This is a genomic window from Streptomyces cinereoruber (assembly GCF_009299385.1).
Classification (GTDB): Bacteria; Actinomycetota; Actinomycetes; order Streptomycetales; family Streptomycetaceae; genus Streptomyces; species Streptomyces bikiniensis.
On record NZ_CP023693.1, the window covers coordinates 5,772,564 to 5,797,439 of the forward strand.

23 protein-coding genes are annotated in these 24,876 nt (G+C 72.4%); 12 read left to right on the plus strand and 11 right to left on the minus strand.

What is annotated here, in order from left to right; all coding sequences use genetic code 11:
- Positions 1 to 8 precede the first annotated feature (8 nt).
- From CP977_RS26090 to CP977_RS26105, 4 genes are all read left to right on the plus strand, one after another.
- Positions 9 to 2,555, plus strand: a complete 2,547-nt coding sequence (locus CP977_RS26090) for a sensor histidine kinase (protein ID WP_152370897.1) — start codon at positions 9 to 11, stop codon at positions 2,553 to 2,555.
- Between the two features lie 74 nt (positions 2,556 to 2,629).
- Complete coding sequence (locus CP977_RS26095) at positions 2,630 to 3,316, plus strand: response regulator (RefSeq protein ID WP_062751819.1); 687 nt, start codon at positions 2,630 to 2,632, stop codon at positions 3,314 to 3,316.
- Between the two features lie 68 nt (positions 3,317 to 3,384).
- Positions 3,385 to 3,783, plus strand: a complete 399-nt coding sequence (locus tag CP977_RS26100; RefSeq protein ID WP_167308974.1) for an OB-fold nucleic acid binding domain-containing protein — start codon at positions 3,385 to 3,387, stop codon at positions 3,781 to 3,783.
- A 3-nt stretch (positions 3,784 to 3,786) separates the two neighbouring features.
- Positions 3,787 to 4,533: a DUF3159 domain-containing protein gene (locus tag CP977_RS26105; RefSeq protein ID WP_062751817.1), complete on the plus strand. Its 747-nt coding sequence runs from the start codon at positions 3,787 to 3,789 to the stop codon at positions 4,531 to 4,533.
- A gap of 114 nt (positions 4,534 to 4,647) precedes the next feature.
- Here CP977_RS26105 and CP977_RS26110 read toward each other — a convergent pair whose 3' ends face one another.
- Together CP977_RS26110 and CP977_RS26115 are read right to left on the minus strand one after the other, a co-directional pair.
- Positions 4,648 to 5,319, minus strand: coding sequence for a potassium channel family protein (locus tag CP977_RS26110; protein WP_030211251.1), 672 nt, complete (start codon positions 5,317 to 5,319; stop codon positions 4,648 to 4,650).
- A complete protein-coding gene (locus CP977_RS26115; protein ID WP_030211255.1) occupies positions 5,319 to 5,987 on the minus strand; it encodes a potassium channel family protein in 669 nt (222 codons plus the stop codon). The genes CP977_RS26110 and CP977_RS26115 overlap by 1 nt, the downstream gene beginning before the upstream one ends.
- A gap of 245 nt (positions 5,988 to 6,232) precedes the next feature.
- On the opposite strand from CP977_RS26115, the gene CP977_RS26120 reads away from it, so the two are divergent.
- Both CP977_RS26120 and CP977_RS26125 read left to right on the plus strand, forming a co-directional pair.
- Positions 6,233 to 8,284 carry an APC family permease gene (locus tag CP977_RS26120; RefSeq protein ID WP_152370899.1) on the plus strand — a complete coding sequence of 684 codons (2,052 nt, stop codon included), beginning with the start codon at positions 6,233 to 6,235 and terminating at the stop codon, positions 8,282 to 8,284.
- Between the two features lie 58 nt (positions 8,285 to 8,342).
- Positions 8,343 to 9,671: a class I SAM-dependent RNA methyltransferase gene (locus CP977_RS26125; protein ID WP_152370900.1), complete on the plus strand. Its 1,329-nt coding sequence runs from the start codon at positions 8,343 to 8,345 to the stop codon at positions 9,669 to 9,671.
- A gap of 608 nt (positions 9,672 to 10,279) precedes the next feature.
- On the opposite strand, the gene CP977_RS26130 is transcribed toward CP977_RS26125, so the two are convergent.
- The 4 genes from CP977_RS26130 to CP977_RS26140 all read right to left on the minus strand — a co-directional run bounded on the left by CP977_RS26130 (position 10,280) and on the right by CP977_RS26140 (position 13,872).
- A complete protein-coding gene (locus CP977_RS26130; RefSeq protein WP_152370901.1) occupies positions 10,280 to 11,377 on the minus strand; it encodes a PASTA domain-containing protein in 1,098 nt (365 codons plus the stop codon).
- 220 nt (positions 11,378 to 11,597) lie between these two features.
- Positions 11,598 to 12,620, minus strand: coding sequence for an MMPL family transporter (locus CP977_RS26135; RefSeq protein WP_208421221.1), 1,023 nt, complete (start codon positions 12,618 to 12,620; stop codon positions 11,598 to 11,600).
- The gene (locus tag CP977_RS34490) at positions 12,611 to 13,012 is read right to left on the minus strand and encodes an MMPL family transporter (RefSeq protein WP_229991695.1); all 402 of its coding nucleotides are present in this window, start codon (positions 13,010 to 13,012) and stop codon (positions 12,611 to 12,613) included. Before CP977_RS34490 ends, CP977_RS26135 begins: the two co-directional genes overlap by 10 nt.
- A 251-nt stretch (positions 13,013 to 13,263) precedes the next feature.
- Positions 13,264 to 13,872 carry a TetR/AcrR family transcriptional regulator gene (locus CP977_RS26140; protein WP_152370902.1) on the minus strand — a complete coding sequence of 203 codons (609 nt, stop codon included), beginning with the start codon at positions 13,870 to 13,872 and terminating at the stop codon, positions 13,264 to 13,266.
- A 270-nt stretch (positions 13,873 to 14,142) separates the two neighbouring features.
- Between CP977_RS26140 and CP977_RS26145 the strand changes: the two genes are divergently transcribed.
- Together CP977_RS26145 and CP977_RS26150 are read left to right on the plus strand one after the other, a co-directional pair.
- Positions 14,143 to 14,544: a VOC family protein gene (locus tag CP977_RS26145; protein ID WP_062751805.1), complete on the plus strand. Its 402-nt coding sequence runs from the start codon at positions 14,143 to 14,145 to the stop codon at positions 14,542 to 14,544.
- 141 nt (positions 14,545 to 14,685) lie between these two features.
- Positions 14,686 to 16,371 carry a PP2C family protein-serine/threonine phosphatase gene (locus CP977_RS26150; RefSeq protein ID WP_152370903.1) on the plus strand — a complete coding sequence of 562 codons (1,686 nt, stop codon included), beginning with the start codon at positions 14,686 to 14,688 and terminating at the stop codon, positions 16,369 to 16,371.
- Positions 16,372 to 16,394: 23 nt separating this feature from the next.
- Here CP977_RS26150 and CP977_RS26155 read toward each other — a convergent pair whose 3' ends face one another.
- On the minus strand, positions 16,395 to 17,054 hold the full coding sequence (locus tag CP977_RS26155; protein ID WP_062751804.1) for a response regulator: 660 nt from the start codon (positions 17,052 to 17,054) through the stop codon (positions 16,395 to 16,397).
- Positions 17,055 to 17,226: 172 nt separating this feature from the next.
- Positions 17,227 to 18,213 carry a sensor histidine kinase gene (locus CP977_RS26160; protein WP_104860374.1) on the minus strand — a complete coding sequence of 329 codons (987 nt, stop codon included), beginning with the start codon at positions 18,211 to 18,213 and terminating at the stop codon, positions 17,227 to 17,229.
- Between the two features lie 398 nt (positions 18,214 to 18,611).
- Here CP977_RS26160 and CP977_RS26165 point away from each other — a divergent pair, with 398 nt between their 5' ends.
- Positions 18,612 to 19,097, plus strand: a complete 486-nt coding sequence (locus CP977_RS26165) for a cation:proton antiporter regulatory subunit (RefSeq protein ID WP_062751803.1) — start codon at positions 18,612 to 18,614, stop codon at positions 19,095 to 19,097.
- Positions 19,098 to 19,104: 7 nt separating this feature from the next.
- On the plus strand, positions 19,105 to 20,379 hold the full coding sequence (locus CP977_RS26170) for a cation:proton antiporter (protein ID WP_079130991.1): 1,275 nt from the start codon (positions 19,105 to 19,107) through the stop codon (positions 20,377 to 20,379).
- Positions 20,380 to 20,459: 80 nt separating this feature from the next.
- Here CP977_RS26170 and CP977_RS26175 read toward each other — a convergent pair whose 3' ends face one another.
- Both CP977_RS26175 and CP977_RS26180 read right to left on the minus strand, forming a co-directional pair.
- Positions 20,460 to 21,896 (minus strand): flotillin family protein, encoded by a 1,437-nt coding sequence (locus tag CP977_RS26175; protein WP_109184195.1) that lies wholly within the window; start codon positions 21,894 to 21,896, stop codon positions 20,460 to 20,462.
- Between the two features lie 66 nt (positions 21,897 to 21,962).
- Positions 21,963 to 22,454 carry a hypothetical protein gene (locus CP977_RS26180; protein WP_062751801.1) on the minus strand — a complete coding sequence of 164 codons (492 nt, stop codon included), beginning with the start codon at positions 22,452 to 22,454 and terminating at the stop codon, positions 21,963 to 21,965.
- Between the two features lie 382 nt (positions 22,455 to 22,836).
- Between CP977_RS26180 and CP977_RS26185 the strand changes: the two genes are divergently transcribed.
- Together CP977_RS26185 and CP977_RS26190 are read left to right on the plus strand one after the other, a co-directional pair.
- Positions 22,837 to 23,262 carry a BlaI/MecI/CopY family transcriptional regulator gene (locus tag CP977_RS26185; protein WP_062751800.1) on the plus strand — a complete coding sequence of 142 codons (426 nt, stop codon included), beginning with the start codon at positions 22,837 to 22,839 and terminating at the stop codon, positions 23,260 to 23,262.
- Between the two features lie 5 nt (positions 23,263 to 23,267).
- Positions 23,268 to 24,224 (plus strand): M56 family metallopeptidase, encoded by a 957-nt coding sequence (locus CP977_RS26190; RefSeq protein ID WP_152370904.1) that lies wholly within the window; start codon positions 23,268 to 23,270, stop codon positions 24,222 to 24,224.
- 132 nt (positions 24,225 to 24,356) lie between these two features.
- Here the strand turns inward: CP977_RS26190 and CP977_RS26195 are convergent, their stop codons facing one another.
- Positions 24,357 to 24,812, minus strand: a complete 456-nt coding sequence (locus CP977_RS26195; RefSeq protein ID WP_062751798.1) for a tellurite resistance TerB family protein — start codon at positions 24,810 to 24,812, stop codon at positions 24,357 to 24,359.
- Positions 24,813 to 24,876 lie beyond the last annotated feature (64 nt).

Below are 24,876 nucleotides of genomic sequence, written 5' to 3' on the forward strand. Positions count from 1 at the left end.
GTCGGTCCATGGGACGCGGCAAGCTACGCATCTACCTCGGCGCTGCGCCGGGCGTCGGCAAGACCTACGCGATGCTCTCCGAGGGCCACCGCCGGGTGGAGCGCGGCACGGACTGCGTGGTGGCGTTCGTGGAGCACCACGGACGCCCGCGCACGGAGACCGTGCTGCGCGGCCTGGAGCAGGTGCCGCGCCGCACCCTGGAGCACCGGGGCGCCGCCCTCACCGAGATGGACGTCGACGCGGTCCTGGCCCGCCGCCCCGCGGTCGCCCTCGTGGACGAGCTCGCCCACACGAACGCGCCCGGCTCCCGCAACCCCAAGCGGTGGCAGGACGTCGCCGAACTGCTCGCGGCCGGCATCGACGTCGTCTCCACCGTCAACATCCAGCACCTGGAGTCGCTCGGCGACGTGGTCGAGGCGATCACGGGCGTGCGCCAGCGGGAGACCGTCCCCGACGAGGTCGTGCGCCGGGCGGACCAGATCGAACTGGTCGACATGAGCCCGGAGGCGCTGCGCCGCCGGATGGCCCACGGCAACGTCTACACCTCCGACAAGGTCGACGCGGCCCTCTCCAACTACTTCCGCCCCGGCAACCTCACCGCCCTGCGCGAGCTGGCGCTGCTCTGGACCGCCGACCGGGTGGACGAGTACCTCCGCAAGTACCGGGGCGAGCACAACATCCGCTCCACCTGGCAGGCCCGGGAGCGCATCGTCGTCGGCCTGACCGGCGGACCCGAGGGCCGCACCCTCATACGCCGGGCCACCCGGCTCGCCGAGAAGGGCGCCGGCGGCGAGGTCCTCGCCGTCTACATCGCCCGCAGCGACGGCCTCACCGCGGCCTCCCCGAAGGAGCTGGCCGTCCAGCGCACCCTGGTCGAGGACCTCGGCGGGACGTTCCACCACGTCATCGGCGACGACGTCCCCACCGCGCTCCTGGAGTTCGCCCGCGGCGTCAACGCCACCCAGATCGTCCTCGGCTCCAGCCGCCGCCGGTCCTGGCAGTACGTCTTCGGCCCCGGCGTCGGCCAGACCGTCGCCCGCGACTCCGGGCCCGACCTGGACGTCCACATCGTCACCCACGGCGAGGTCGCCAAGGGCCGCGGCCTGCCGGTGGCGCGCGGCGCCCGCCTCGGCCGCTCCCGGATCCTCGCCGCCTGGACGATCGGCGTCGCCGGACCCGCCTGCCTCGCCCTGCTCCTCACCCATGTCGACGCCGACCTCGGGCTCGCCAACGACATGCTGCTCTTCCTCGCCCTGACGGTGGCCGCCGCGCTGCTCGGCGGGTTCCTGCCGGCGCTCGCCTCGGCCGCCGCCGGCTCGCTCCTCCTCAACTGGTTCTTCACCCCGCCCGTCCACCGGCTCACCATCGCCGACCCCAAGAACATCGTCGCCCTCGCCGTCTTCCTCGGCGTCGCCATGTCGGTCGCCTCGGTGGTCGACCTGGCCGCCCGCCGCACCCACCAGGCCGCCCGGCTGCGCGCCGAGTCCGAGGTGCTCTCGTACCTCGCGGGCAGCGTGCTGCGCGGCGAGACCAGCCTCGACGCGCTCCTCGAACGGGTCCGCGAGACCTTCTCCATGGAGTCGGTCGCCCTCCTGGAGCGCGAGGACGAGGTCGAACCGTGGACGCCCGTCGCGAGCGTCGGCCCCCACCCGGCGGCCCGCCCGGAGGAGGCGGACGCCGACATGCCGGTCGGGGACCGCCTGGCGCTCGCCCTCTCCGGCCGGGTGCTGCCCGCCGAGGACCGGCGGGTCCTCGGCGCCTTCGCCGCCCAGGCCGCCGTCGTCCTCGACCGGCAGCGGCTCGTCGGCGAGGCGGAGGAGGCCCGGAAGCTGGCCGAGGGCAACAAGATCCGCACCTCCCTGCTCGCCGCCGTCAGCCACGACCTGCGGACCCCGCTCGCGAGCATCAAGGCCTCCGTCTCCTCCCTCCGCTCCGACGACGTCGAGTGGTCCGAGCAGGACCGGGCCGAGCTCCTGGAGGGCATCGAGGCCGGGGCCGACCGCCTCGACCACCTCGTCGGCAACCTCCTCGACATGTCCCGGCTCCGCACCGGCACCGTCGCCCCCCTCATGCGGGTCGTGGACCTCGACGAGGTCGTCCCCATGGCCCTCGGGGGAGTGCCGGACGGCAGCGCCGAGCTCGACATCCCCGAGACGCTGCCCATGGTCGAGGTCGACAAGGGCCTCCTGGAGCGGGCCGTCGCCAACATCGTGGAGAACGCCGTGAAGTACAGCCCCGGGGGCGTGCCCGTCACCGTCGCCGCCAGCGCCCTGGGCGACCGGGTCGAACTGCGGGTCGTGGACCGCGGCCCCGGTGTCCCCGACGAGGCCAAGGACGGCATCTTCGAGCCCTTCCAGCGCTTCGGCGACGCCCCGCGCGGCTCCGGCGTCGGCCTCGGCCTGGCGGTGGCCCGCGGCTTCGCCGAGGCGATGGGCGGGACCCTCGGCGCCGAGGACACCCCGGGCGGCGGCCTCACCATGGTGCTCACCCTGCGGGCCGCGCGCGGCGGGCCCCCGGCCCACGCCGCCGACCTGCCGGCCCACGCGGTGACCTGAACCGCGCCCCCGCCCCGTACCCGTACCACTGCCCCGTCCGCCCGTACGGCGGCCGAAAAGGAAGGCGTTCCCCCATGACCCGGGTCCTCGTGGTCGACGACGAGCCCCAGATCGTCCGCGCCCTGGTGATCAACCTCAAGGCGCGGAAGTACGAGGTCGACTCCGCCCCCGACGGCGCCACCGCCCTCCGGCTCGCCGCCGACCGGCACCCCGACGTCGTCGTCCTCGACCTCGGCCTGCCCGACATGGACGGCGTCGAGGTCATCAAGGGCCTGCGCGGCTGGACGCGGGTGCCGATCCTGGTCCTCTCGGCCCGGCAGACCTCCGACGAGAAGGTCGAGGCCCTCGACGCGGGCGCCGACGACTACGTCACCAAGCCGTTCGGCATGGACGAACTGCTCGCCCGGCTGCGCGCCGCCGTGCGCCGCAACGAGCCGGTCGGCGTCCCCGAGGGCGGGATCGCCCTGGTCGAGACCGAGGACTTCACCGTCGACCTGGCGGCGAAGAAGGTCCACCGCGACGGCCGGGACGTCCGGCTCACCCCCACCGAATGGCACCTCCTCGAAGTCCTCGTCCGCAACGGCGGCCGCCTGGTCGGCCAGAAGCAGCTCCTCCAGGAGGTCTGGGGACCCTCGTACGGCACGGAGACCAACTACCTCCGGGTGTACATGGCGCAGCTCCGCCGCAAGCTGGAGCGCGACCCGTCCCACCCGCGCCACTTCGTCACCGAACCGGGCATGGGGTACCGCTTCGAACGCTGAACGGAGTGCCGTACGGAGGGGTGCCCCGGGCCCGGTCCCGTGACGGCGGCGGCCGGTACGCTTTCTGTATGAGTGCTGCACCGCGTACAGAGAAGCCGGCCGGAAGGTTCCGCCGGATGCTCGACCGGCTCTCCTCCTCCGTCGAGGACCTGGAGTCCGAAGAACTCCAGGAGGACGCCGAGGCGTCGGGCTGCACGCGTATCTCCGACTGCTCCGACCGCCAGATAGTCAAGGTGACTGGTACCTTGCGCACGGTCACGCTGCGCCCCCGGGCCGGCGTGCCCGCTCTTGAGGCCGAGCTCTTCGACGGCACGGCGCCGCTCGACGTCGTCTGGCTCGGCCGCCGCTCCATCGTGGGAATCGAGCCCGGCCGCAGGCTGATCGCCTCCGGCCGGATCTCCATGAGCCACGGACGGCGGGTCCTCTTCAACCCCAAATACGAGCTCCGACCGCTCGGACAGGAGTAGCCGGTGACGTCCCTCGACAAGCCGACCAGCACGGACCAGGGCGACCAGGACGCCCGCGCCTCGAAGGAGGCCACCGAGGCCGCGCTGTTCGAGGCCTTCGGCGGTCTGCGGGGCATGGTCGAGACGGTCGTGCCGGGCCTGCTGTTCGTCACGATCTTCACGATCAACAAGAACCTGTACGCCTCGGCGATCGCCGCGGTCGCGGTCTCCCTCGTCCTCGTCGTCGTCCGGCTGATCCGCCGCGACACCGTCAAGCACGCCTTCAGCGGCGTCTTCGGCGTCGGCTTCGGCGTGGTCTTCGCGATGATGACGGGCAACGCCAAGGACTTCTACCTGCCGGGCATGCTGTACACGCTGGGCCTCGCCCTCGCGTACATCGTCACGGCCATGGCCGGAGTGCCCCTGATCGGCCTGATCCTCGGCCCGGTCTTCAAGGAGAACCTCTCCTGGCGCACCCGCAACCCGGGCCGCAAGAAGGCGTACACCAAGGCCAGCTGGGCCTGGGGCCTGATCCTGCTCGGCAAGTGCGCGATCCTCTTCCCGCTGTACTTCTGGGCCGACCCGACCCGGTTCGGCTGGGTCTCGGTCGCACTGAAGATCCCGCCGTTCCTGCTCGCGGTCTATCTGACCTGGGTGTTCCTGGCGAAGGCCCCGCCGCCGATCGACGTCTTCGCCGAGATGGAGGCGGAGGAGCGCGCGGAGAAGGCCCGCAAGGAGGCGGCCGCGGCCGAGAGCCGGCCGGAGGTCTGAGACCCGGGGCCTGAGACCCGGGGCCGCCCGGCCCCAGGGACGTACACCGCATGCACGGAGAAGGGCCCGGACCTGATGAACAGGTCCGGGCCCCTTCCGTACGACAGCCCGCCGTCAGGGCGTCTCGCGACGCACCTGCAACAGGTCCTCCAACTGCTCCTCACGGGCCTGCGCGGCCACGAACAGCAGCTCGTCACCGGCCTCCAGGGTCTCCTCGGGGCTCGGCGTGAGCACCCGCGAGCCGCGGATGATCGTCACGAGCGAGGTGTCCTGCGGCCAGTCCACGTCCCCGACCGAGGTGCCGGCGACGGCCGACTCCGGCGGAAGCGTCAGCTCGACCAGGTTCGCGTCGCCGTGGCTGAAGCGCAGCAGCCGGACCAGGTCGCCGACGCTCACCGCCTCCTCCACCAGGGCCGACATCAGACGCGGCGTCGAGACGGCCACGTCCACGCCCCACGCCTCGTTGAACAGCCACTCGTTCTTCGGGTTGTTCACCCGGGCGACCACCCGCGGCACGCCGTACTCGGTCTTGGCGAGCAGCGAGACGACCAGGTTCACCTTGTCGTCGCCGGTCGCCGCGATCACCACGTTGCAGCGCTGGAGCGCCGCCTCGTCCAAAGAGGTGATCTCGCAGGCGTCGGCGAGCAGCCACTCCGCCTGCGGCACCCGCTCCACCGAGATGGCGGTCGGCGCCTTGTCGACGAGGAGCACCTCGTGCCCGTTCTCCAGGAGCTCGCCCGCGATGGAACGGCCCACCGCACCCGCGCCCGCAATGGCGACACGCATCAGTGACCACCCTCCTCGGGACCCTCGGCGAAGGCCTCCTCGACCTTCGCGATCTCGTCCGTACGCATCATCACGTGCACCAGGTCGCCCTCCTGGAGCACCGTCTGCGAGGAGGGGATGACGGCCTCGCCGAGCCGGGTCAGGAACGCCACGCGCACCCCCGTCTCGTCCTGGAGCCGGCTGATCTTGTGGCCGATCCAGGCCGGCGAGGTGTGCACCTCGGCGAGCTGCACGCCGCCGCTCGGGTCCGTCCACAGCGGCTCCGCGCCCGAGGGCAGCAGCCGCCGCAGCATCTGGTCGGCGGTCCAGCGGACCGTCGCGACCGTCGGGATGCCCAGGCGCTGGTAGACCTCGGCGCGGCGCGGGTCGTAGATGCGCGCCGCCACGTTCTCGATGCCGAACATCTCGCGCGCGACCCGCGCCGCGATGATGTTCGAGTTGTCACCGCTGCTCACCGCGGCGAAGGCCCCGGCGTCCTCGATCCCGGCCTCGCGCAGCGTGTCCTGGTCGAACCCCACGCCCGTGACGCGCCGACCGCCGAAACCCGACCCCAGGCGACGGAAGGCCGTCGGGTCCTGGTCCACGACCGCGACCGTGTGCCCCTGCTGTTCGAGGGTCTGCGCGAGAGCGGCTCCCACTCGCCCGCAGCCCATGATGACGATGTGCACGTCCCCTTACCCCGCACTCCTGATCGCCTTGCTGACCTGCGAAAACAACCTGCTCACAACTTTCCTCGCCCGATCCGCCCGGGCCGCGGCGGGCGACGCCCTGCCGGGTCGCCCGCTCCGAGCTTAAGCGGCAACACCGACGGGGACCGCATCCGAGGTGGTGGGCGGAAAGATTCCGTATGGATCCGTGAGGACAAGGGGGTCGCGGTGAACTCGGCTCTTTTCGAACGCTTACGATCCTCTCCGTGTCCAAACTGACCGACGTGCCCAAACGGATCCTGATCGGGCGGGCCCTGCGCAGCGACAAGCTCGGAGAAACGCTCCTCCCGAAGCGGATCGCCCTCCCCGTCTTCGCCTCCGATCCGCTCTCCTCGGTGGCGTACGCACCCGGCGAGGTCCTCCTCGTCCTCTCCGCAGCAGGTCTGTCGGCCTACCACTTCAGCCCCTGGATCGCGCTCGCGGTCGTCGTCCTGATGTTCACGGTCGTCGCCTCCTACCGGCAGAACGTGCACGCCTACCCGAGCGGCGGCGGCGACTACGAGGTCGCCAACACCAACCTCGGGCCGAAGGCCGGACTCACCGTGGCGAGCGCCCTGCTCGTCGACTACGTCCTGACCGTCGCCGTCTCCATCTCCTCGGGCATCGAGAACCTCGGCTCGGCGATCCCCTTCGTCGTCGAGCACAAGGTCGCCTGCGCGGTCGCCGTCATCGTGCTGCTCACCCTGATGAACCTGCGCGGGGTGAAGGAGTCCGGCACCCTCTTCGCCATCCCGACGTACGTCTTCGTCACCGGCGTCTTCCTGATGATCGCCTGGGGCGCATACCGGGGCATCGTCCTCGGCGACACGATGAAGGCCCCCACCGCCGACTTCGAGATCAAGCCCGAGCACCAGGGACTGGCCGGCTTCGCCCTCGTCTTCCTGCTGCTGCGCGCCTTCTCCTCCGGCTGCGCCGCCCTCACCGGCGTCGAGGCCATCTCCAACGGCGTCCCCGCCTTCCGCAAGCCCAAGTCGAAGAACGCCGCCACCACGCTCGCCCTCATGGGCGGCCTGGCCGTCACCATGTTCTGCGGCATCATCTTCCTGGCCATGGCCACCGACGTGCGGATGGCCGAGAAGCCCGCCAGCGACCTGATCCACAACGGGGTCCCGGTCGGCCCGGACTACGTCCAGCACCCGGTCATCTCGCAGGTCGCGGCCGCCGTCTTCGGCGACGGGACGTTCCTCTTCGTCGTCCTCGCCGCCGCCACCGCGCTCGTCCTCTTCCTGGCCGCGAACACCGCGTACAACGGCTTCCCGCTCCTCGGCTCGATCCTCGCCCAGGACCGCTACCTGCCGCGCCAGCTGCACACCCGCGGCGACCGCCTCGCCTTCTCCAACGGCATCGTGCTCCTCGCCGGCGCCGCCATCCTCCTCGTCTGGCTCTACGAGGCCGACTCGACCCGGCTGATCCAGCTGTACATCGTCGGCGTCTTCGTCTCCTTCACCCTCAGCCAGACCGGCATGGTCCGGCACTGGAACCGGCACCTGAGGACCGAGCGGGACCCCGCCAAGCGCCGCCACATGATCCGCTCCCGCGCGATCAACGCCTTCGGCGCCTTCTTCACCGGCCTCGTCCTGGTCGTCGTCCTCGCCACCAAGTTCACCCACGGCGCCTGGGTCGCCCTGCTCGGCATGGTGATCTTCTACGGAACGATGACCGCGATCCGCAGGCACTACGACTCGGTGTCCGCGGAGATCGCCGCCGCCGAGGAGCGGCCCGACGAGTACGTGCGCCCCTCCCGGGTCCGCTCCATCGTCCTCGTCTCCAAGCTCCACAAGCCCACCCTCCGCGCCCTGGCCTACGCCAAGCTCATGCACGCGAACGAGCTGGAGGCGCTGACCGTCAACGTCGACCCGGCCGAGACGAAGGCGCTCAAGGAGGAGTGGGAGCGGCGCGGCATCAACGTCCCGCTCAAGATCCTCGACTCGCCGTACCGCGAGGTCACCCGCCCGGTGATCGAGTACGTCAAGAGCCTGCGCCGCGAGAGCCCGCGCGACGCCGTCTCCGTCTACATCCCCGAGTACGTCGTCGGCCACTGGTACGAGCACCTGCTGCACAACCAGAGCGCCCTGCGCCTCAAGGGCCGGCTGCTCTTCACCCCGGGCGTGATGGTGACCTCGGTCCCGTACCAGCTCCGGTCCTCCGAGGCCGCGCGGAAGCGGGCCAGGAAGCGCCAGGACTGGAACGCGCCGGGCGCGGTCCGCCGGGGCCCGGTGGAGAAGGGCCAGCGGGAACCGGCCGGAAAGAACAACTAGACTGGTGGGCTGCCGTCCGAACGGCAGCCCGCCTCTCTTTCCTTTGGAGCTCCCCGCCATGCAGAACACCCCTGTCTCGTCGCTGGTCGGGGAGGAGTACGAGGTCGAGGTCGGCCCGGTCGCCCACGGAGGCCACTGCATCGCCCGTACGGAGGCCGGCCGGGTCCTCTTCGTCCGCCACGCCCTGCCGGGGGAGCGGGTCGTCGCCCGCGTCACCGAGGGCGAGGAGACCTCCCGCTTCCTGCGCGCCGACGCGGTCGAGATCCTCGACCCGTCCAAGGACCGGGTCGAGGCCCCCTGCCCCTTCGCCGGCCCCGGCAAGTGCGGCGGCTGCGACTGGCAGCATGCCAAGCCCGGCGCCCAGCGCCGCCTCAAGGGCGAGGTGATCGCGGAGCAGCTCCAGCGGCTGGCCGGGCTCACCCCGGAGGAGGCCGGCTGGGACGGCACGGTCATGCCGGCCGAGGGCGACAAGCTGCCCGCGGGCGAGGTCCCGCAGTGGCGCACCCGCGTCCAGTACGCGATCGACCCCGAGGGCCGCGCGGGCCTGCGCAAGCACCGCTCCCACGACGTCGAGGCCATCGACCACTGCATGATCGCGGCGGAGGGCGTCTCGGAGCTGGGCGTCGAGAAGCGCACCTGGGAGGGCATGGCCTCGGTCGAGGCGATCGCCGCCTCGGGCTCGAACGACCGCCAGGTCATCCTGACCCCCCGCCCGGGCGCCCGCCTGCCCCTGGTCGAGCTCGACAAGCCGGTCTCGGTCATGCGGGTGGACGAGAAGGACGGCGGGGTCCACCGCGTCCACGGCCGCGCCTTCGTCCGCGAGCGCGCCGACGAGCGCACCCACCGGGTGGGCAGCGGCGGCTTCTGGCAGATCCACCCGAAGGCCGCCGACACCCTGATGAAGGCCGTCATGCAGGGCCTCCTGCCGCGCAAGGGCGACACGGCCCTCGACCTCTACTGCGGCGTCGGCCTCTTCGCGGGCGCCCTCGCGGACCGCGTCGGCGACCGGGGCGCGGTCCTCGGCATCGAGTCCGGCAAGCGCGCGGTGGAAGACGCCCGCCACAACCTGCAGCACTTCGAGCGGGTCCGCATCGAACAGGGCAAGGTCGAATCGGTCCTCCCGCGCACCGGCATCACCGAGGTCGACCTCATCGTCCTCGACCCCCCGCGCGCCGGCGCCGGCAAGCAGACGGTCCACCACCTGACGACCCTCGGCGCCCGCCGCATCGCCTACGTCGCCTGCGACCCGGCGGCCCTGGCCCGAGACCTGGCCTACTTCGGGGAGCGGGGCTACCGGGTGCGGACGCTGAGGGCGTTCGATCTGTTTCCTATGACGCATCACGTGGAGTGCGTGGCGATCCTGGAGCCCGCTGAGAAGGGTCGCTGACCTGCCGTTTATCGGGTGTGCGTGACGGGTGTCATGTGTGCTCGCCCAACTCCTTTGTCAGGGCTTCGGGCCTGGGAAGACAAGAGTCGGATCTTCGCCGCACCACCCGCGAGCTGGTGGTGCGGCGGTGGCGATGATCTCCCGGTGCGATGTATGGGCGGTCCGGCCCGCTCGGTGATCAAGAATGCGAGAGGTGCCGTCAAGTGAGTGAGGCAGGACGTGTGTCCGGTGCGGCGCGCGGATCGTGGACGGTCGTGCTCGCCCTCGTGGATCTGCTCGGCTGCTACTTGGCATACGGCGCCCTGTTCATCCGGCCCGGGGGCGACTGGGACGCGGCCGCGATCGAAGGGATCGCCGCGGCCGCCGTGTTCCTGTGCGTCCTCGGCGCGCTCGGTCTCCTCCTCTCGTACGTGCCCGTGCGGCGCGGCACCCTCGCCCGCGGGTGGCTGCTGCCCCCCGCGGCGTTCCTGCTGTTCGGCATCGCGCGCCTGGCCCACATCGAGTACGCCTGTCCGGTTGTTCGAAGTTCCCTTACGGATACGGATACGGATACGGAGGCGTTGGGCTCAGGCGCCGGGTGCTCCTGGACCCGGCGGGTCGTCGGCGCGTCAGCACCAGCGCGTACGGGGGCAGTTCCACCCTCCGCCGCTGCCGTTGCCGTCCGACGAGCCACCCGACCCGCCCGGCAGTCCGTTCGGGAAAGTGCTGTTGCGGTGCCGGTCACCGGGGAACGGATCGCGGTAGTCGGGGTCGCCGTCGTCGTCCCGGTCCGGCAGGCTCGGCCGATCGCCGTCCTCCCGGTCGGGAGCGGGGCAGCCGTTGTCCGGGTGGGTCAGTTCGAGTGTCACCCACAGGTCGACGGTGACGTCTTCGCCCTTCGCCGGGTCGGTCACGCACACCCGCCAGTCGTCGTACTCCCCCTCGTCGGGGAGCTGGTCATTGACGTACGCCGTGGACGCCATGACGCGGTCGGCCGGTACGGTCCCGAGGGCGGCGACCTCCTTGTGCGCCGTCCTCCACGTCTTCCAGACCAGGTTCGGCATCGTCGGCCACGGGATCGCGCCCCCGTCCTCCCGAGGACACGGGGCGCCCTTCTTCACCGCTCCGAAGTCGATCGTCTTCGTGCCGGACGAGGTCCAGCCGGTGCGCTGGAAGCAGACGGTCCAGTTGAGCCGCATCCAGATGCTCTTGTCCTGGTCCGACGCGTCGTGCTCGTCCACGCCGAAACCAGCGGCCTCCGCAGCCTTCCGCGCGTCGTCCAGGGACATCCCCCGGTAGTCCTTCGCCGCGGGGCGGGGTCTGGCGGTCGGTGACGGCGAGGGCGGCGGAGACGGAGTCGTCCGGGCCGGGATGCCCACCATGCCCGTGTTCCCCGTGCCCGCGCCCACCGCGGCTTTCCCGTCCGGTCGCGCCTCGGTGTCCCGGGTCCCGTCCTCGGGTCGATCCGGGGCGACCGAGCCGAGCAGCGCGAACGCCACCACCGTGGCGGCCACCTTCGTGCCCCGGCTCCAGGAACCGTCCTTCCAGACCAGGAAGACGGCGACGACCATCACCGCGAATCCCAGATACGGGCTGATCAGCCCCAGCACGGGGACGGCGAGGAAGAATCCGACGCGGGCGCGGACGGTCTGCCACCACCGGGTGCGGGGAGCCGCCGGAACCGGCGGCGGGGAGGAAGAAGAGGAAGGGGCGGACGGGCGGTGCATGGGCGGTGTCTTCTCTGGCGCTGGGGCATGACGGCCCGCAAGGTCCCTGGGGACGTCTGTCGAGCGACCGCATCGTACAAAGAGCGGAAGGCACCGGTCGCACGGCATCGGCGTCCGCCGTGTGCCCGTCCGCGCCGGTCGTCCGTGCCGGTCGTCCGAGAGCTCGCCGGGCTCAGCCGGGGAGCCGGCCCCCGGTTTCTCCGGGCACGCGCGAGGGGCGTCATGGACGGCCGGTGGCCGTCGGGCGGACCGCCCAGCCCCGATTGCGGCTTCGGCGGGCGGGGGTGAGGTTTCCCGGCCACCGGTTCCAGCGGCCGAGGGCCGTCATCAGGACCGGCAGGACGAAGACGCGGATCACCACGGCGTCCAGCAGGATCGCCGCCGCCAGGCCCACGCCCAACTGCTTGAACTCCACCGTGCTGAGCGTGCCGAAGACCGCGAACACGGCCACCATGACGATCGCCGCGCTGGTCACGACGCCGGCGGAGCGGGTGATGCCGTCCCGGACGGCGTCGCGGACGTTCGCCCCGTCGGGGGCGGCCTCCCGGATCCGGCTCACGACGAACACGTGGTAGTCCATGGAGAGGCCGAACAGGACCACGAAGAGGAAGAGCGGGAGCCAGGCGACGACCGCTCCGGAGCTGTGGAAGTCGAGCAGGTCCTCCGCCCAGGTGTTCTGGAAGACCGCGACCAGCACGCCGAAGGAGGCGGCCGCCGACGGCAGGTTGAGGAGGATCGCGGAGAGCGCCACGGCGAGGGAGCGGAAGACGGCGCCCGTGGTGACGAAGGTCAGCAGCAGGACGAAGCCGACCGCCCAGGGCATCCGGTCCTTCAAGTGGCCGGTGAAGTCGACCCCCTGGGCGACCTTGCCGCCGACCGCGCCTTCGGCGCCCCGGACGGGCGCGATCGCCTCGGGCACCCATGCCCGCAGCAGTTCGAGGGACTCCCGCGCCCCGTCGCTCTTCGGCGAGTGCGGTGTGCCGACGGCGACGGTGTGCACACTCCCGTCGGCCGACGCGCGGATCGCGGGCGTCCGGTCGTGGGCGAACAGCTCCTGCCCCTCGGTGCGGCTCGGCAGGGTTTCGAGGGCCGCCCGGACCTCGCCGGCCCGCTCGGCAGGGGCCCGCACGGCCACCTGGTGCACGGTCCCCTCGCTGGGGAAGGCGGAGGTCAGCCGGTCCATCGCCCGGACGACCGGGATGTCGTGCGACAGGTCGTCGGAGCCGGGCTGCTTCAGCTCCATGTCGAGGGCAGGCCGTGCAAGGCCAGGGAGGACGAGCCGATCGCGGCGCCGACCCAGGACATGGCGAGCAGGACCGGCACGCCGGCGGCGATGACCGCGCCGAAGACGACGAGCAGGATCAGCAGGGTCAGCGGAAGGCTGATCGGCTCGGCCCTCTCGAAGTCCTCGCCCAGGGTCTCGCCGGGCCCCTTGGCGGTCGATCCGGTGCCGACCTGGTCGATCCTGATGCCCTCGTGGGCCTTCTCGGTAGCCTCGCTCGCGTCGAGCAGCGGCTGGACCCGCGTGTCGGCGTCCTCGGTGTCGCCCCCATGGTCACGGGGGAGCAGCAGGGCCTTGCCGTCGGGGGAGGGGACGACGGTACCGACGCTTTCCACCTCGGGCGGGGCCTTCATCCTCACGGCGAGTTCCCCGGCCGCCCTCCGCGCGGCGGCGACGGAAGAGGCACAGGGCGACGAAGAGCGCCCGCAGGCCGATGGCGGACCACGGATGTGTGGCGCTCCAACGCGCGATCCGTACCGTTGCCGGTTTCTCGCCCACCTTGTGTTCCCTTCTGTTGCTGCGGAAGCCGCAGGGGCGGCTGCCGTTTCGCGACGGAGGGAACGCTATGCACGGAGAGAGCGGGAGCACGGGATAAACCACCTGGTCAGCCCCGGTCCGGTGGGGGCGGGTCGGTGGCGTAGGCGCGCATGAACATGTCCAGCAGGTTGTCGATCGCGGTCTCGTCGACCGGTCTGGTCGTGAGCAGGTGGCGGTAGTAGAGGCCTCCGCACAGGATCTCGGTGGCGAAGGTCAGGTCCATGTCGGCGCGCAGTTCGCCGGTGCGCTGGCCGAGGGCGATGCGGTCCAGGGTGCGTTGTTCGACGGTGTGCAGGAAGCGCTCGTCCAGGGCGGCGCGGAGGGCGGGGTCGGACTGGGCCTCGGCGATGACGGCGCGGTAGACCGGTCCGATCGGGGGTTCGGACAGGGCCGCGGCGGAGCGGACGAACTGTTCGCGCAGGTCGTGGTGGACGTCGCCGGTGTCGCGGTGGTCCAGGTCCGTCGTCCAGACGCGGTGGAGCGCGTCCATCAGCAGCGCCGCCTTGGAGGGCCAGCGCCGGTAGATCGTGTGCTTTCCGACCTCGGCCCGGCGCGCGATGGCCTCGATGCTCAGGCCCGCGTATCCGACCTCGGCCGCCAGTTCGAGCGTCACCTGGAGCAGTGCGTCGGTGCGTGCGGTGCCCCGGCGTCGTGGGGACGGGGGTGTGTTCGGCATGGGCCCGATCCTAACGGCACGCACCGTGCCATTGACATAGGGTGACTCCGTAAGCAAGATGATCAACCGAACGGCACGCACCGTGCTGTTCGGTTGCCGGGATGAACCCTCGTCGGCGAGGAACGGCAGCCCGTCATGCCCGGCACCGCCGCCGAATCGGAGCCCGTCTTCTCCTGGGCACGGCCTTGTCGGACGTACCTCCGTCGGATGCGCAGAGCGCCCGACCGTGGCACCCCCACCCCGTCCCTCCGCACCCCTCAAGGAGCCGCCGTGAAGGTCACCACCACGACCCTCTCCCTCACCGTCGCCGATGTGGACGCCTCGCGTGAGTTCTTCTGCACCCACCTCGGTTACGAGGTCGCCATGGCCGCCGACGGCTTCGCCTCCCTCACCCGGGGCGAGGCCGACGCCGCCGCCGACATCGTGCTGCTCCGCACCGGAGCCGAGGTCCTCCCGCCCGAGCAGCGGGACCGGCAGGCCGGTGGCCTGATCCTGGCGCTCACCGTCAGCGGCCTCGACGCCGAGGAGCGCCGGCTGCGCGACGCCGGCGCGCCGATCACGATGCCGCTGCGCGAAGAGCCCTGGGGCGAGCGGCTGTTCCAGATGACGGACCCGAACGGCATCGTCGTCCAGCTCGTCGAATGGGTCACCCCGGCCGGCCCCGCCGTGTAGCGGCGCGCACCGGGGGCGGGCAGGACTTCGGCCGGTTTCCGTCGGACAGGTCGGCGCGCTTCCGGAAGGCGGCCCCGAAACCGGGCGACGGAACGAGGGACGTCCGGGAGTGCCCAAGGCCATTCGTGGCATGCTCGTTCCATGACGGGTAGCCGCGACGAGCCGGACGTCCCCGAGCCGGGAACCAGCGGCTTCGGAGGAGCCACCGCGCTCTCCCGCGCCGCCGGTGAGGGCTCCGTCTTCTCGTCGAGCCGCTACGTGGCCCGCCGGCAGCCGACGGGGACGGCCCCGGGCACGCCCGCGCCCGCCCTGGCGGAGTCCGCCATCCAGGAGATGCTCGACGGACTGCCCGGCTCGGCGATCTTCCTCGTGCCGCTGTACGGGGCGGACGGCGAGGCCGAGGACTTCCGGGTCGCGGCGGCCTCGCCCGACGCCCTGGACATCGGGGGCCGCAGGGGCAAGGAACTGGTGGGACTCAGCGTCCTGGAGACGTACCCGAGCGTGCTCGGCACGGACCTGTGGCGCGGCTACCTCGAAGCGCTCACGGACGGCGTCCGCTACGAGGGCGAACCCTTCGCGTACGAAGAAGTGCTCGCCGGCATCCCCCGCCTCTCCCGGTTCGCCGTCCGCGCCGCGCCCTGTCAGGGCGGCCTGATCGTCTCCTGGGTGCGCCTCGACAGCGGGGAGCGCGAGCAGCGCCGACTGGAGGTGATGCAGCGCCTGGGCAACATGGGCTGGGCCAACTGGGACCTCGTCCGGAACGTCATCACCTGGTCGGAACAGGTCTACGACATCTTCGCCCGCGACCCCTCCCTCGGCCCCATGACCCTGGAGGAGCTGCCCGGGCACGTCCTGGCCGACGACCTGCCCGCCCTGGGCGACGAGGTGCGCCGCCTCCTCGGGGACGGGCGGTCCATCGACCACACCTTCCGCATCACCACCCCCCGCGGCGAGGTCCGGCACCTCCGGATCGTCGCGGAGGCCGAGGCGGACGCCCACGGCTCGCCGGTCGAGGTCCACGGCTTCTTCCAGGACCTCACCACAGTGAAGCGGACCAAGGAGCAGCTCCTCGAACGCGAGCGGGCCGCCCTCGCGCAGCAGGAGACGCTGACGGCCGAGCGCGTCCTCGCCGCCCGGCTCCAGCACGCCCTGCTGCCCCTTCCCCAGCAGTCGCTGCGCCTGGCCGGCCTCACCGTCGACGTCGCCTACCGACCCCTCCAGCAGGGACTCAACGTCGGGGGCGACTGGTACAGCGCGATCGAACTGCCCGACGGCAGCGCCCTGCTCGTCGTCGGCGACGTCGCCGGCCACGGGCTCGACGCCGTGGCCACGATGGCCCAGCTCCGCTTCACCGCCAAGGGCATGGCCATCACCGGCACCCCGCTCGCCACGATCCTCGCCCGGCTCAACACCCTCCTGTGGCACAGCGCCGACCGTGCCTACAGCACCGCCACGATGATCATGGGCCGGTACGAGCCCTCCTCCGGCATCCTCACCTGGGTGCAGGCCGGCCACCTGCCGCCCCTGCTCCTGCGCGACGGCGAGGCCCGGTACCTGTCGTCGCCCCGCGGCGTCCTCCTGGGCGCCACGACCGCACCCCGCTACGACTCCTCCGCCATCCGCCTGCTGCCCGGCGACCACCTGCTCTTCTTCACCGACGGCCTGGTCGAGGCCCCGGGCGTCCTCCTCGACGACGGCCTCGACCACCTGGCCCGCACGGTGGCCGGGCTCGGCGACGGCCCGCGTCCCCTGGACGGCATCCTGGGCGCCCTCGTGGACCCGGTCGCCCGCCGCGACGACATCTGCGTCCTGCACGTCAGCGTCTGACGGGCCCGACCGGGCCCCTCGCCCTACGGCTCGATCAGGCCCACCCGGATCGCGTACCGCGTGAGTTCGAGGCGGTCGCGCATGCCCAGCTTCTGGAGGAGGTTGGCCCGGTGGCGTTCGACCGTCTTGGGGCTGATGACGAGGAGGTCCGCGATCTCCTTCGAGCTGTGCCCCTCCGCGACGAGCTTCAGGATCTCCTCCTCGCGTTCGGTGACCGCCTTGTCGGGCAGCGGCCTGCCCTGCTCCGCCCGGTCCAGGTAGGTGCGGATCAGGGCGGTCTCGGCGCCGGGGTAGATGAACGGCTCGTCGCGCACCGCCGCCCGGCACGCCTCCACCAGGTCGCGGTCGGCCACGGACTTCAGGACGTAACCGCTCGCCCCGGCCTTGAGGGCCTCGAAGAAGTACTGCTCGTTGTCGTACATCGTGAGGATCAGGATCCTCAGCTCCGGCTGGAGGCGGCTGAGTTCACGGGCCGCCTGGAGCCCCGTCCGGCGGGGCATGGAGATGTCGAGGACGGCCAGGTCGATCCGCTCGGAGCGGGCCAGGGCGACGGCCTCCGCCCCGTCCGCGGCCTCGGCGACGACCGTGAGGTCCGGCTCGGCGTCGAGGATCAGCCGCACCCCGTTGCGCACCAGGGCGTGGTCGTCCGCGAGCAGGATGCGGGTCGGGAGTGCTCCCGTCATGACACCCTCTTCCTCGCGCCGCCGGCCATGGCACTCTCCTTCGCGCCGCCCGTCATGACGCCTTCTTCCCCGTACCGCCCGTCGCGCGAGCCCTCTTCCCCGCGCCGCCGGTCGTGCGGGCCCTCTTCCCCGCGCCGCCGGTCACGGCGTCCCCCTCCGCAGGTGCCCTCTGTCACGGCGCCCCCCTCTCCCGGTCGTTCTCCGCCTCGGTGCGGGCCCCCGTGGCGGCCGTCGTGTCGAGGCGGACCTCCGTCCCGCCGCCCCGGCCGTCGCGCACCGTCAGCTCCGCGCCGATCAGCAGGGCCCGCTCGCGCATGCCCCGCAGCCCGGCGCCCTCGGGCGCGTCCCCGATGCCCCGGCCGTCGTCCCGTACGAGCAGGCCCACCCCGCCCCCGGGCAGGAGCCGCAGCCGCAGGTCGACGTGGCTCGCGCCGGAGTGGCGGGCGGTGTTGGTCAGGCCCTCCTGTGCCACCCGGTAGAGCACGAGCTCCGTCTCGTGGTCGAGCTTCGGCAGACCGGCCTCGATGTGCGGCCGCACCGTCAGACCGCGCGTGGAGAACTCCGACGCCAGCGACCTGAGCGCGCTGTGCAGGCCCAGCTCCTCCAGGACGCCCGGCCGTAGCCGGCGCGCTATCCGCCGGATCTCGTCCAGGCTGCCCCGGGTGGTCTCCTGCGCCTGGAGAAGCTCGGCCCGCAGGTCGACGGGGGCGTGGTCGGCGGAGTGCTTCAGCTGGAGCAGTACGGCGGTGAGGGTCTGCCCCACCTCGTCGTGCAGCTCCTGCGCGATCCGCCGGCGCTCGGCCTCCTGGGCGGACAGCACCCGGGCGCTGCTCGCAGCCCGCTCGGCCTCCAGCCGGTCGAGCATCGTGTTGAACGTACGGGTCAGGTCCGCGATCTCGCCCCGCCCCGCCACCTCCGCGCGCCGGCCGGGCCGCAGCAGGTCCGCCGTCCGCATCACCCGGGTGAGGCGCTGGAGCGGCGCGAGGCCCACCCGCAGCAGGAAGGCGTTGGCCACGAGCATCGCCACCAGGCCGGCCACGAGGACGAACGCCTCGCCGACGAGGACCGGGGTGGAGACCGTGACGGGGCCGAAGAGCAGCAGCACGGCGACGACCAGGATCGCGGCGTTCAGCAGGAAGAGGCGCCAGTACAGCGACACCGTCCCGCCTCTCCCCGGGCCCGACGCTGTCGCCCGGCCGCTCGATACCCGTCACGTGTCCGATGCCCGCCACGCGTCCGGTCCGCACCACGCGTCCGGTACTCGCCGCGCACCCGGCGTCCACCGCGCACCCGGCGTCCACCACGCACCCCGTGCGCACCGCGTGCCCTCCGGCCCGCGGCGGGACCCGTGTCCCCGCCTCATCCTGACCGGTTTGTCGGTGTTCTGTCCATCCGTGCTGACACCCATGTTCCGCGTCTCCGCGCGGATGGCACCATAACGGGGCCGCGGGGCGCGGGACGGCGCCGTTCCCCCCGTGGCGCATCCCTTTCCACGAAAGGCCGGCGACCGGCCCCGGCCGACTGCGGCCGGTCACGACGACAGGAGGCGACGGGCCAGTGCCTGCCCCGCGGACCAGAACGACACCCCTGCCCGGAATCGGAGTCCAGTACGACTTCACGACGCGCGAGCACCAGCACCTCTCGGTGATCGCGCACCGCGACGGAACGCGGACGGTGAACGTCTACCGGGCCGACGACCCCGACGCCTGCGCCCAGTCCCTCCACCTCACCGAGGGGGAGACGGCCTCCCTGATCGACGCGCTGATGCCCGCGCACCACAGCCCCAACGTCCTGCACACCACGGACCTGGGACTCGTCGCCGAGCGGATCGAACTGTCCGCGCACTCGTACTGGAACGGGCGCGTGCTCGGCGACACCCGGATGCGCACCGAGGCGGGTGCCTCCGTCGTCGCCGTACTGCGCCGCTCCGGAGCGATCCCGTCCCCGACGCCGGCCTTCCGGCTCGCGGGCGGCGACACCCTCATCGTGATCGGCACCCGCGAGGGCGTCGACGCCGCGGCCGCGATTCTCGGACAGGAGTGAGGCGAGGGTGCATTCCGCTGTCTTTCTGATCGAGTTCGGCGCCATCATCCTCGGGCTGGGCCTGCTCGGCCGCTTCGCGGCCCGGTTCAGCTTCTCCCCGATCCCGCTCTACCTCCTCGCGGGCCTCGCCTTCGGCAACGGCGGCCTGCTGCCGCTCGGCGCCAGCGAGGAGTTCGTCGCCATCGGCGCCGAGATCGGGGTCATCCTCCTGCTCCTGATGCTCGGCCTGGAGTACACGGCGAGCGACCTCGTCTCCAACCTCAAGACCCAGTACCCGGCCGGGCTGGTCGACTTCACCCTCAACGCCCTGCCGGGCGCCGTCGCCGCCCTGCTGCTCGGCTGGGGGCCGGTCGCCGCCGTCGTCCTGGCGGGCGTCACCTGGATCTCCTCGTCCGGGGTCATCGCCAAGGTCCTCGGCGACCTGGGACGCCTGGGCAACCGCGAGACCCCGGTGATCCTCAGCATCCTGGTCCTCGAAGACCTGGCGATGGCCGTCTACCTGCCCATCGTCACGGCCCTGCTCGCCGGCGTCGGCCTCGCCGCCGGCAGCGTGACGCTCGCGATCGCCCTGGGCGTGGCCGGGCTCGTGCTCTTCCTCGCCCTCCGGTACGGGCGCCTGATCTCCCGGTTCGTCTCCAGCGACGACCCCGAGAAGCTGCTCCTGGTGGTCCTCGGACTGACCCTGCTCGTCGCCGGTGTCGCCCAGCAGCTCCAGGTCTCCGCCGCCGTCGGCGCGTTCCTCGTCGGCATCGCCCTCTCCGGCGAGGTCGCGGAGGGCGCCCACACCCTCCTGAGCCCGCTGCGCGACCTGTTCGCCGCGGTGTTCTTCGTCTTCTTCGGCCTGCACACCGACCCCGCCAGCATCCCGCCGGTCATCCTGCCGGCGCTCGCCCTGGCGATCGTCACCGCGCTGACCAAGATAGCCACCGGCTACTGGGCCGCGCGCCGGGCCGGGATCGGGGTCAAGGGCCGCTGGCGGGCCGGCGGCACGCTGGTCGCGCGCGGCGAGTTCTCCATCGTCATCGCCGGACTGGCCGTCAGCGCCGGCGTCCAGCCGCAGATGGGGCCCTTCGCCACCGCCTACGTCCTGGTCCTCGTCGTGATCGGGCCGCTCACCGCCCGCTTCACCGAGCCGATCGCCGCCTACGTCGCCCGTCGCCGGAGCACGCCGACGACTCCGGCCGCGGGAGACGGGGCGGTGCTCGCGGGGTCCGCCCCGGACCTCTCGAAGGCCGACAGCGGTGACGTGGAGGCGGGCAGCGGGGCCTCCGGCCGCGTCTGACACCACGTCGTGGGTACGGGAAAGGCCCGGGGGACGCGTCCCCCGGGCCTTTTCGTGCCCGTTCCTCTCGTGCCCGACCCTCAGCCGGTGATCTCGACGGCCTCGCCCTGGGTCCCCTGGGGCTTCCGCGGCTCCGTCTCGCTCGGCTTCTGCTTCTGGGTGATGCCCTGGAGCAGCTGCGCCAGGTCGACGCCGGTGGTGGCGGAGAGCAGTTCGACGCCCTGGGCGACGTTGTCCGCGACCGTACGGGACAGCTGGCTCGCGCCGTCGGTGGAGATGACGGTCATCTTGTCGACGGCCGACAGCGGCTCGGACGCCTTGGCGACGACCTGCGGCAGGACCTCGACGAGCATCTGGAGGACGGCCGCGTCCCCGTACTGGGCGAAGGCGTCGGCCTTCTTGCGCATGGCCTCGGCCTCGGCGGCGCCCCGCGCGGCGATGGCGGCGGCCTCGGCCTCGCCCTCGATCCGTACGGCGTCGGCGAGGGCCGCGCGGTGCGCCTTCTCGCCCTCACCGGTCAGGCGGGAGCGCTGGGCGTCGGCCTCGGCCTGCTTGACCAGGGCGATGCGGCGGGCCTCGGCCTCCTGCTCGGCCTGGTAGCGGGCGGCGTCGGCGGGCTTGCGGACCTCGGTGTCGAGCTGGCGGTCGGTCAGCGCGGCCTGCCGCTCGGCGACCTTCTCCTGCTCGGTGAGGATGTCCTGCTGGCGGGCGGCCTCGGCGAGCGGACCGGCGGCGTTGGCCTGGGCGGCGGCCTCGTCGGTCTGCGCCTTGATCTCGGCCTGCTTCAGGTAGAGGGTCCGCTGCGCGACGGCGATCTCCTCCTCCGCCTTCAGCCGGGCCTGCTCGGCGGCACGGCGGGCGACGGCCTCGGCGATGTCGGCCTCCTGCTTGGCGCGGGCGGCTTCGGGGCGTCCGAGGTCTTCGAGGTAGGAGCCCTCGGTGGTGATGTCCTGGATCTGGAAGGCGTCCAGGACCAGGCCCTGGCCGGACAGGCTGGCCTCGGCCTCTTCGGCTACCTGCCCGGCGAACGCGGCGCGGTCGCGGATGATGTCCTCCACCGACATGCGGCCCACGATGGAGCGCAGCGCCCCGGACAGCACCTCCTGGGTGAAGCCGACGATGCCGTTCTGCTGCATCAGGAAGCGCTGCGCGGCCGCCCGGATGGAGTCCTCGGTGCCGCCGACCTTGACGATCGCGACGCCCTCCAGGTTCGCCTTCACGCCGCGCAGGGTCACCGCGCCGCGCACCGCGACCGGGATGTGCCGGCTGGAGAGGTCGAGGGTGAACTTCTGCTGCACGAACGGCACGACGAACACGCCGCCGCCGACCACGACCTTCTGGCCGCTGTTGTCGGTGAAGACGCGCCCGGTGGCGGGATCGGTGGCCTTCTTGCCGCGCCGGCCGGTGATGATGAACGCCTCGCTGGGGCCCGCGACCTTGTAGCGCGTGACGACGACGAGACCGAGCAGAACGACGAGGACGACGATCCCGAGGACCGCTGTCAGTACAGGACTCATGGCGAAATCCCCTTGAGTGGAACGTGGGTGAAAAAGAAGCGGAACGAAAAAGGGAGACGGCCCGGGTCAGCGTTCGACGGGGCGGACGGTGACCGACGTCGAGGAGAGGACGGACTCGACCCACACCTCGGCGCCCCGGGCCACCGGCGCGGCGGCCTTCGCCGCGTACTTCACCGGCTGCCCGCCCAGATACAGCAGGACCTCGCCGTAGCCGACGGCCGGAATCGCCGTGACGACCGTGCCCGACGTCCCGGTCAGATCCTCGCCCCGGGGCGCGGGCGCGTCGTCCCGGAGCAGGGCCCGGCTGAACCGCCAGGTCAGCCAGCCGACCAGGGCGCCCGCCACGGCCCCGACGACGGTCGCGGTGACGACGCCCGCACCGGTGGCGCCGGTGGCGATGGCCCCGGTGAATCCGAGGGCCGAGACGAAACCGGCGATCACCGGGAGGGACAGGAATCCGTCCACCCCGATGCCGATGCTTTCCAGGACGCCGTCGAAAACCAGGGAGAGGGCCAGGACGACCAGTCCGGCGATTCCGAATCCGAGAAACCAAACCATGTCGCTGTGCCCCCTCGGCCCCCGTGATCGGCTCGCGCCTCCGCGCCCGCGGTTTCTCGCGTGCGCGTCCTCGCGCCGAGCCGTGAAATCATGTTCCCGCGTCGGGAAAGTACCCCATTGTCCCATGGCGTGGACCGGTGGAACATGGGTGTCGGTACCCATTGACGCCCCCGTGACGCCCCGCCGGTATTGCGGTGGCGAATTCTCCGATCTCTGCGAGGCTACCCGAATTCCTTTCCGCCGGGGAGAGTCGGGACGCCCCGGTACGACACGGGACGCACGGCTCCCCGCGTACGGTTCCCCCGCCCCCTCAGTACGATGGTCTGCCGGCCGGGCGGGCGGCGGAAGGGACCGCCGGGCGCGGCGGCGGAAGGGTGGCGGCATGGTGGACCGGAGCGGCGACGGGGCGGAGCCCTCGGCCCGCAGGCGCGGGCAGGGCGAGCTGGAGGCCCAGGTGCTCGCCGTCCTGCGCGAGGCCTCCGAGCCGGTGCCCGTGGCCTGGGTGCGCGAACGCCTCGGCGGCGGCCTCGCCTACACCACCGTGATCACCATCCTGACCCGCCTGCGGGCGAAGGGCGCCGTGGAACGCGAGCGCGACGGCCGGTCCTTCCGGTGGACGGCGGTCGCGGACGAGGCGGGGCTCGCCGCGCTGCGGATGCGGAAGGTCCTGGACGCGGAGGCGGACCGCCAGGCGGTCCTGGCCAGCTTCGTGACCGCACTCTCGCCGAACGACGAGCGACTCCTTCGTGAACTCCTCTCCCCGGAGGCCGAACTCCCCTCCCCGGAGGCCGGGGAGGAGGAAGGCTGACCGTCATGGGAGTCTTCGTCTTCCTTCCCCTGGTCCTTCCGCTGACCGCGTGGCCGGTCGCCCGCCTCGCCGAACAGCGGCTCCATCCCCGCACCGCGACCCGGCTGCTCGCCGCCGTCGCCGGTGTCTCCGCCGTGTGCAGCACGCTCTGCCTCGGCCTGCTCGTGATCGTGGGCACCGCGCAGCTCCCCGGCAACCCGCTCCCCGACAGCTGGTCGGACCCCGACGTGCGCGCGGCCGTCCCGTACGACGAGATCGCGGGCCGGGCGGCGATCCCCGCGCTCCTCGCCGTCCTGGTCTCCTGCGCCGTCGCCGCGTGGCGGCAGGCGCGGGTGCGCCGCCGGGCGGTGGGCGCGCTCGCCGGACTGCCGCCGACGTCCGTCGCGGTGCTGCCGGACCGCACCCCGTACGCGTACGCGCTCCCCGGCGGTCGCGGGAGCGGGCTTGCGCACGGCCGCGGGCGGGTCGTGGTCAGCACCGGCATGCTCGCCGGGCTCGGGTCCGCCGAGCGCCGGGCGCTCTTCGCCCACGAGCGGGCCCATCTGGACGGGCGTCACCACCGGCACCTGCTCACGGTCCACCTGGCGGCCCGGGCCAACCCGTTCCTGCGCCCGCTGCGGACCGCCGTCGCGTACACCGCCGAGCGCTGGGCCGACGAGGAGGCGGCGGCCGAGGTCGGCAGCCGCCGCACCGTGGCCCGGGCGATCGGCAAGGCCGCGCTGCTCGCCCCGCGCGCGCCCGCCGCCACGCTCCCGGCCCTGGCGGCGGTGGGGCCGGTGCCCCGGCGGGTCGCGGCCCTGATGCGCCCGGCCCCGATGGGCCGTGCCTGGCCGCCGGTGTGCACGGCCGCCGGCCTGGCCGCCTGGGGCGCCGCCTTCGGCACGACGGTGTCGGCGCTGTCCTCGGCCAACTCGGCGGTCACGCTGTACCTCGTCCTGCACGCGGCCACGACGTCGGTGTAGCCGGGCCCCGGCCCACCGGGGCCAGGGCCTGTCCGGCGGATCATGGCCGGGGCCGCGACGCCCGGCACGGCACCTTGCGAGGCACCGCACCAGACGCCGCGGCCTGTCCGACCCTGATCCGCCGGACAGGCCCTAGAGGTCGAACTCGTGCGGCGGCAGGTCGAGGGTGAAGCACGCCTCGCGCACCACGGCCTGCTCCGTCTTGTCGAAGTCGCCGTCGGCGCCGCCGATGACGATGCCGATCTGGACGACGGCGCGGGCCTCGGCCGGCTTCTTCTTCGCCTTGGCGATCTCCTGGAGGACGCCGACCTTGCCGAAGTCGAAGTCGGCGGTGAGCTTGTCCAGGTTGGCGTCGAAGCGGCGCTGGAGGTCGAGCGCGTCGAAGTTCTGCAGCACCTCGTTGGTCGCGATGAGCTGGGCGACCCGGCGCCGCTCGGCGGGGTCGATCGTGCCGTCGGCGGCGGCGACGAGGGCGCACATGGCCATGCTCGCGTCCCGGAACGCGCCGCTCTTCAGGTCGTTCTTCTTCGCCACCAGCTGGGTCTGCATCGTCGATGCGGATTCCTTGATGCGGTCCCACAGGGCCATGAGCACTCCAGACGTCGATTGCGTACTTCTACGTACGTGTAGAACTTAGCAGTGCCGCCGGAAG

Coding starts and splice junctions, on each gene's coding strand:
- CP977_RS26090 (WP_152370897.1), top strand. CDS start 9: ATGGGACGCGGCAAGCTACGCATCTACCTCGGCGCTGCGCCGGGCGTC.
- CP977_RS26095 (WP_062751819.1), top strand. CDS start 2,630: ATGACCCGGGTCCTCGTGGTCGACGACGAGCCCCAGATCGTCCGCGCC.
- CP977_RS26100 (WP_167308974.1), top strand. CDS start 3,385: ATGAGTGCTGCACCGCGTACAGAGAAGCCGGCCGGAAGGTTCCGCCGG.
- CP977_RS26110 (WP_030211251.1), bottom strand. CDS start 5,319: ATGCGTGTCGCCATTGCGGGCGCGGGTGCGGTGGGCCGTTCCATCGCG.
- CP977_RS26125 (WP_152370900.1), top strand. CDS start 8,343: ATGCAGAACACCCCTGTCTCGTCGCTGGTCGGGGAGGAGTACGAGGTC.
- CP977_RS26130 (WP_152370901.1), bottom strand. CDS start 11,377: ATGCACCGCCCGTCCGCCCCTTCCTCTTCTTCCTCCCCGCCGCCGGTT.
- CP977_RS26135 (WP_208421221.1), bottom strand. CDS start 12,620: ATGGAGCTGAAGCAGCCCGGCTCCGACGACCTGTCGCACGACATCCCG.
- CP977_RS34490 (WP_229991695.1), bottom strand. CDS start 13,012: ATGAAGGCCCCGCCCGAGGTGGAAAGCGTCGGTACCGTCGTCCCCTCC.
- CP977_RS26140 (WP_152370902.1), bottom strand. CDS start 13,872: ATGCCGAACACACCCCCGTCCCCACGACGCCGGGGCACCGCACGCACC.
- CP977_RS26150 (WP_152370903.1), top strand. CDS start 14,686: ATGACGGGTAGCCGCGACGAGCCGGACGTCCCCGAGCCGGGAACCAGC.
- CP977_RS26155 (WP_062751804.1), bottom strand. CDS start 17,054: ATGACGGGAGCACTCCCGACCCGCATCCTGCTCGCGGACGACCACGCC.
- CP977_RS26175 (WP_109184195.1), bottom strand. CDS start 21,896: ATGAGTCCTGTACTGACAGCGGTCCTCGGGATCGTCGTCCTCGTCGTT.
- CP977_RS26180 (WP_062751801.1), bottom strand. CDS start 22,454: ATGGTTTGGTTTCTCGGATTCGGAATCGCCGGACTGGTCGTCCTGGCC.
- CP977_RS26185 (WP_062751800.1), top strand. CDS start 22,837: ATGGTGGACCGGAGCGGCGACGGGGCGGAGCCCTCGGCCCGCAGGCGC.
- CP977_RS26190 (WP_152370904.1), top strand. CDS start 23,268: ATGGGAGTCTTCGTCTTCCTTCCCCTGGTCCTTCCGCTGACCGCGTGG.
- CP977_RS26195 (WP_062751798.1), bottom strand. CDS start 24,812: ATGGCCCTGTGGGACCGCATCAAGGAATCCGCATCGACGATGCAGACC.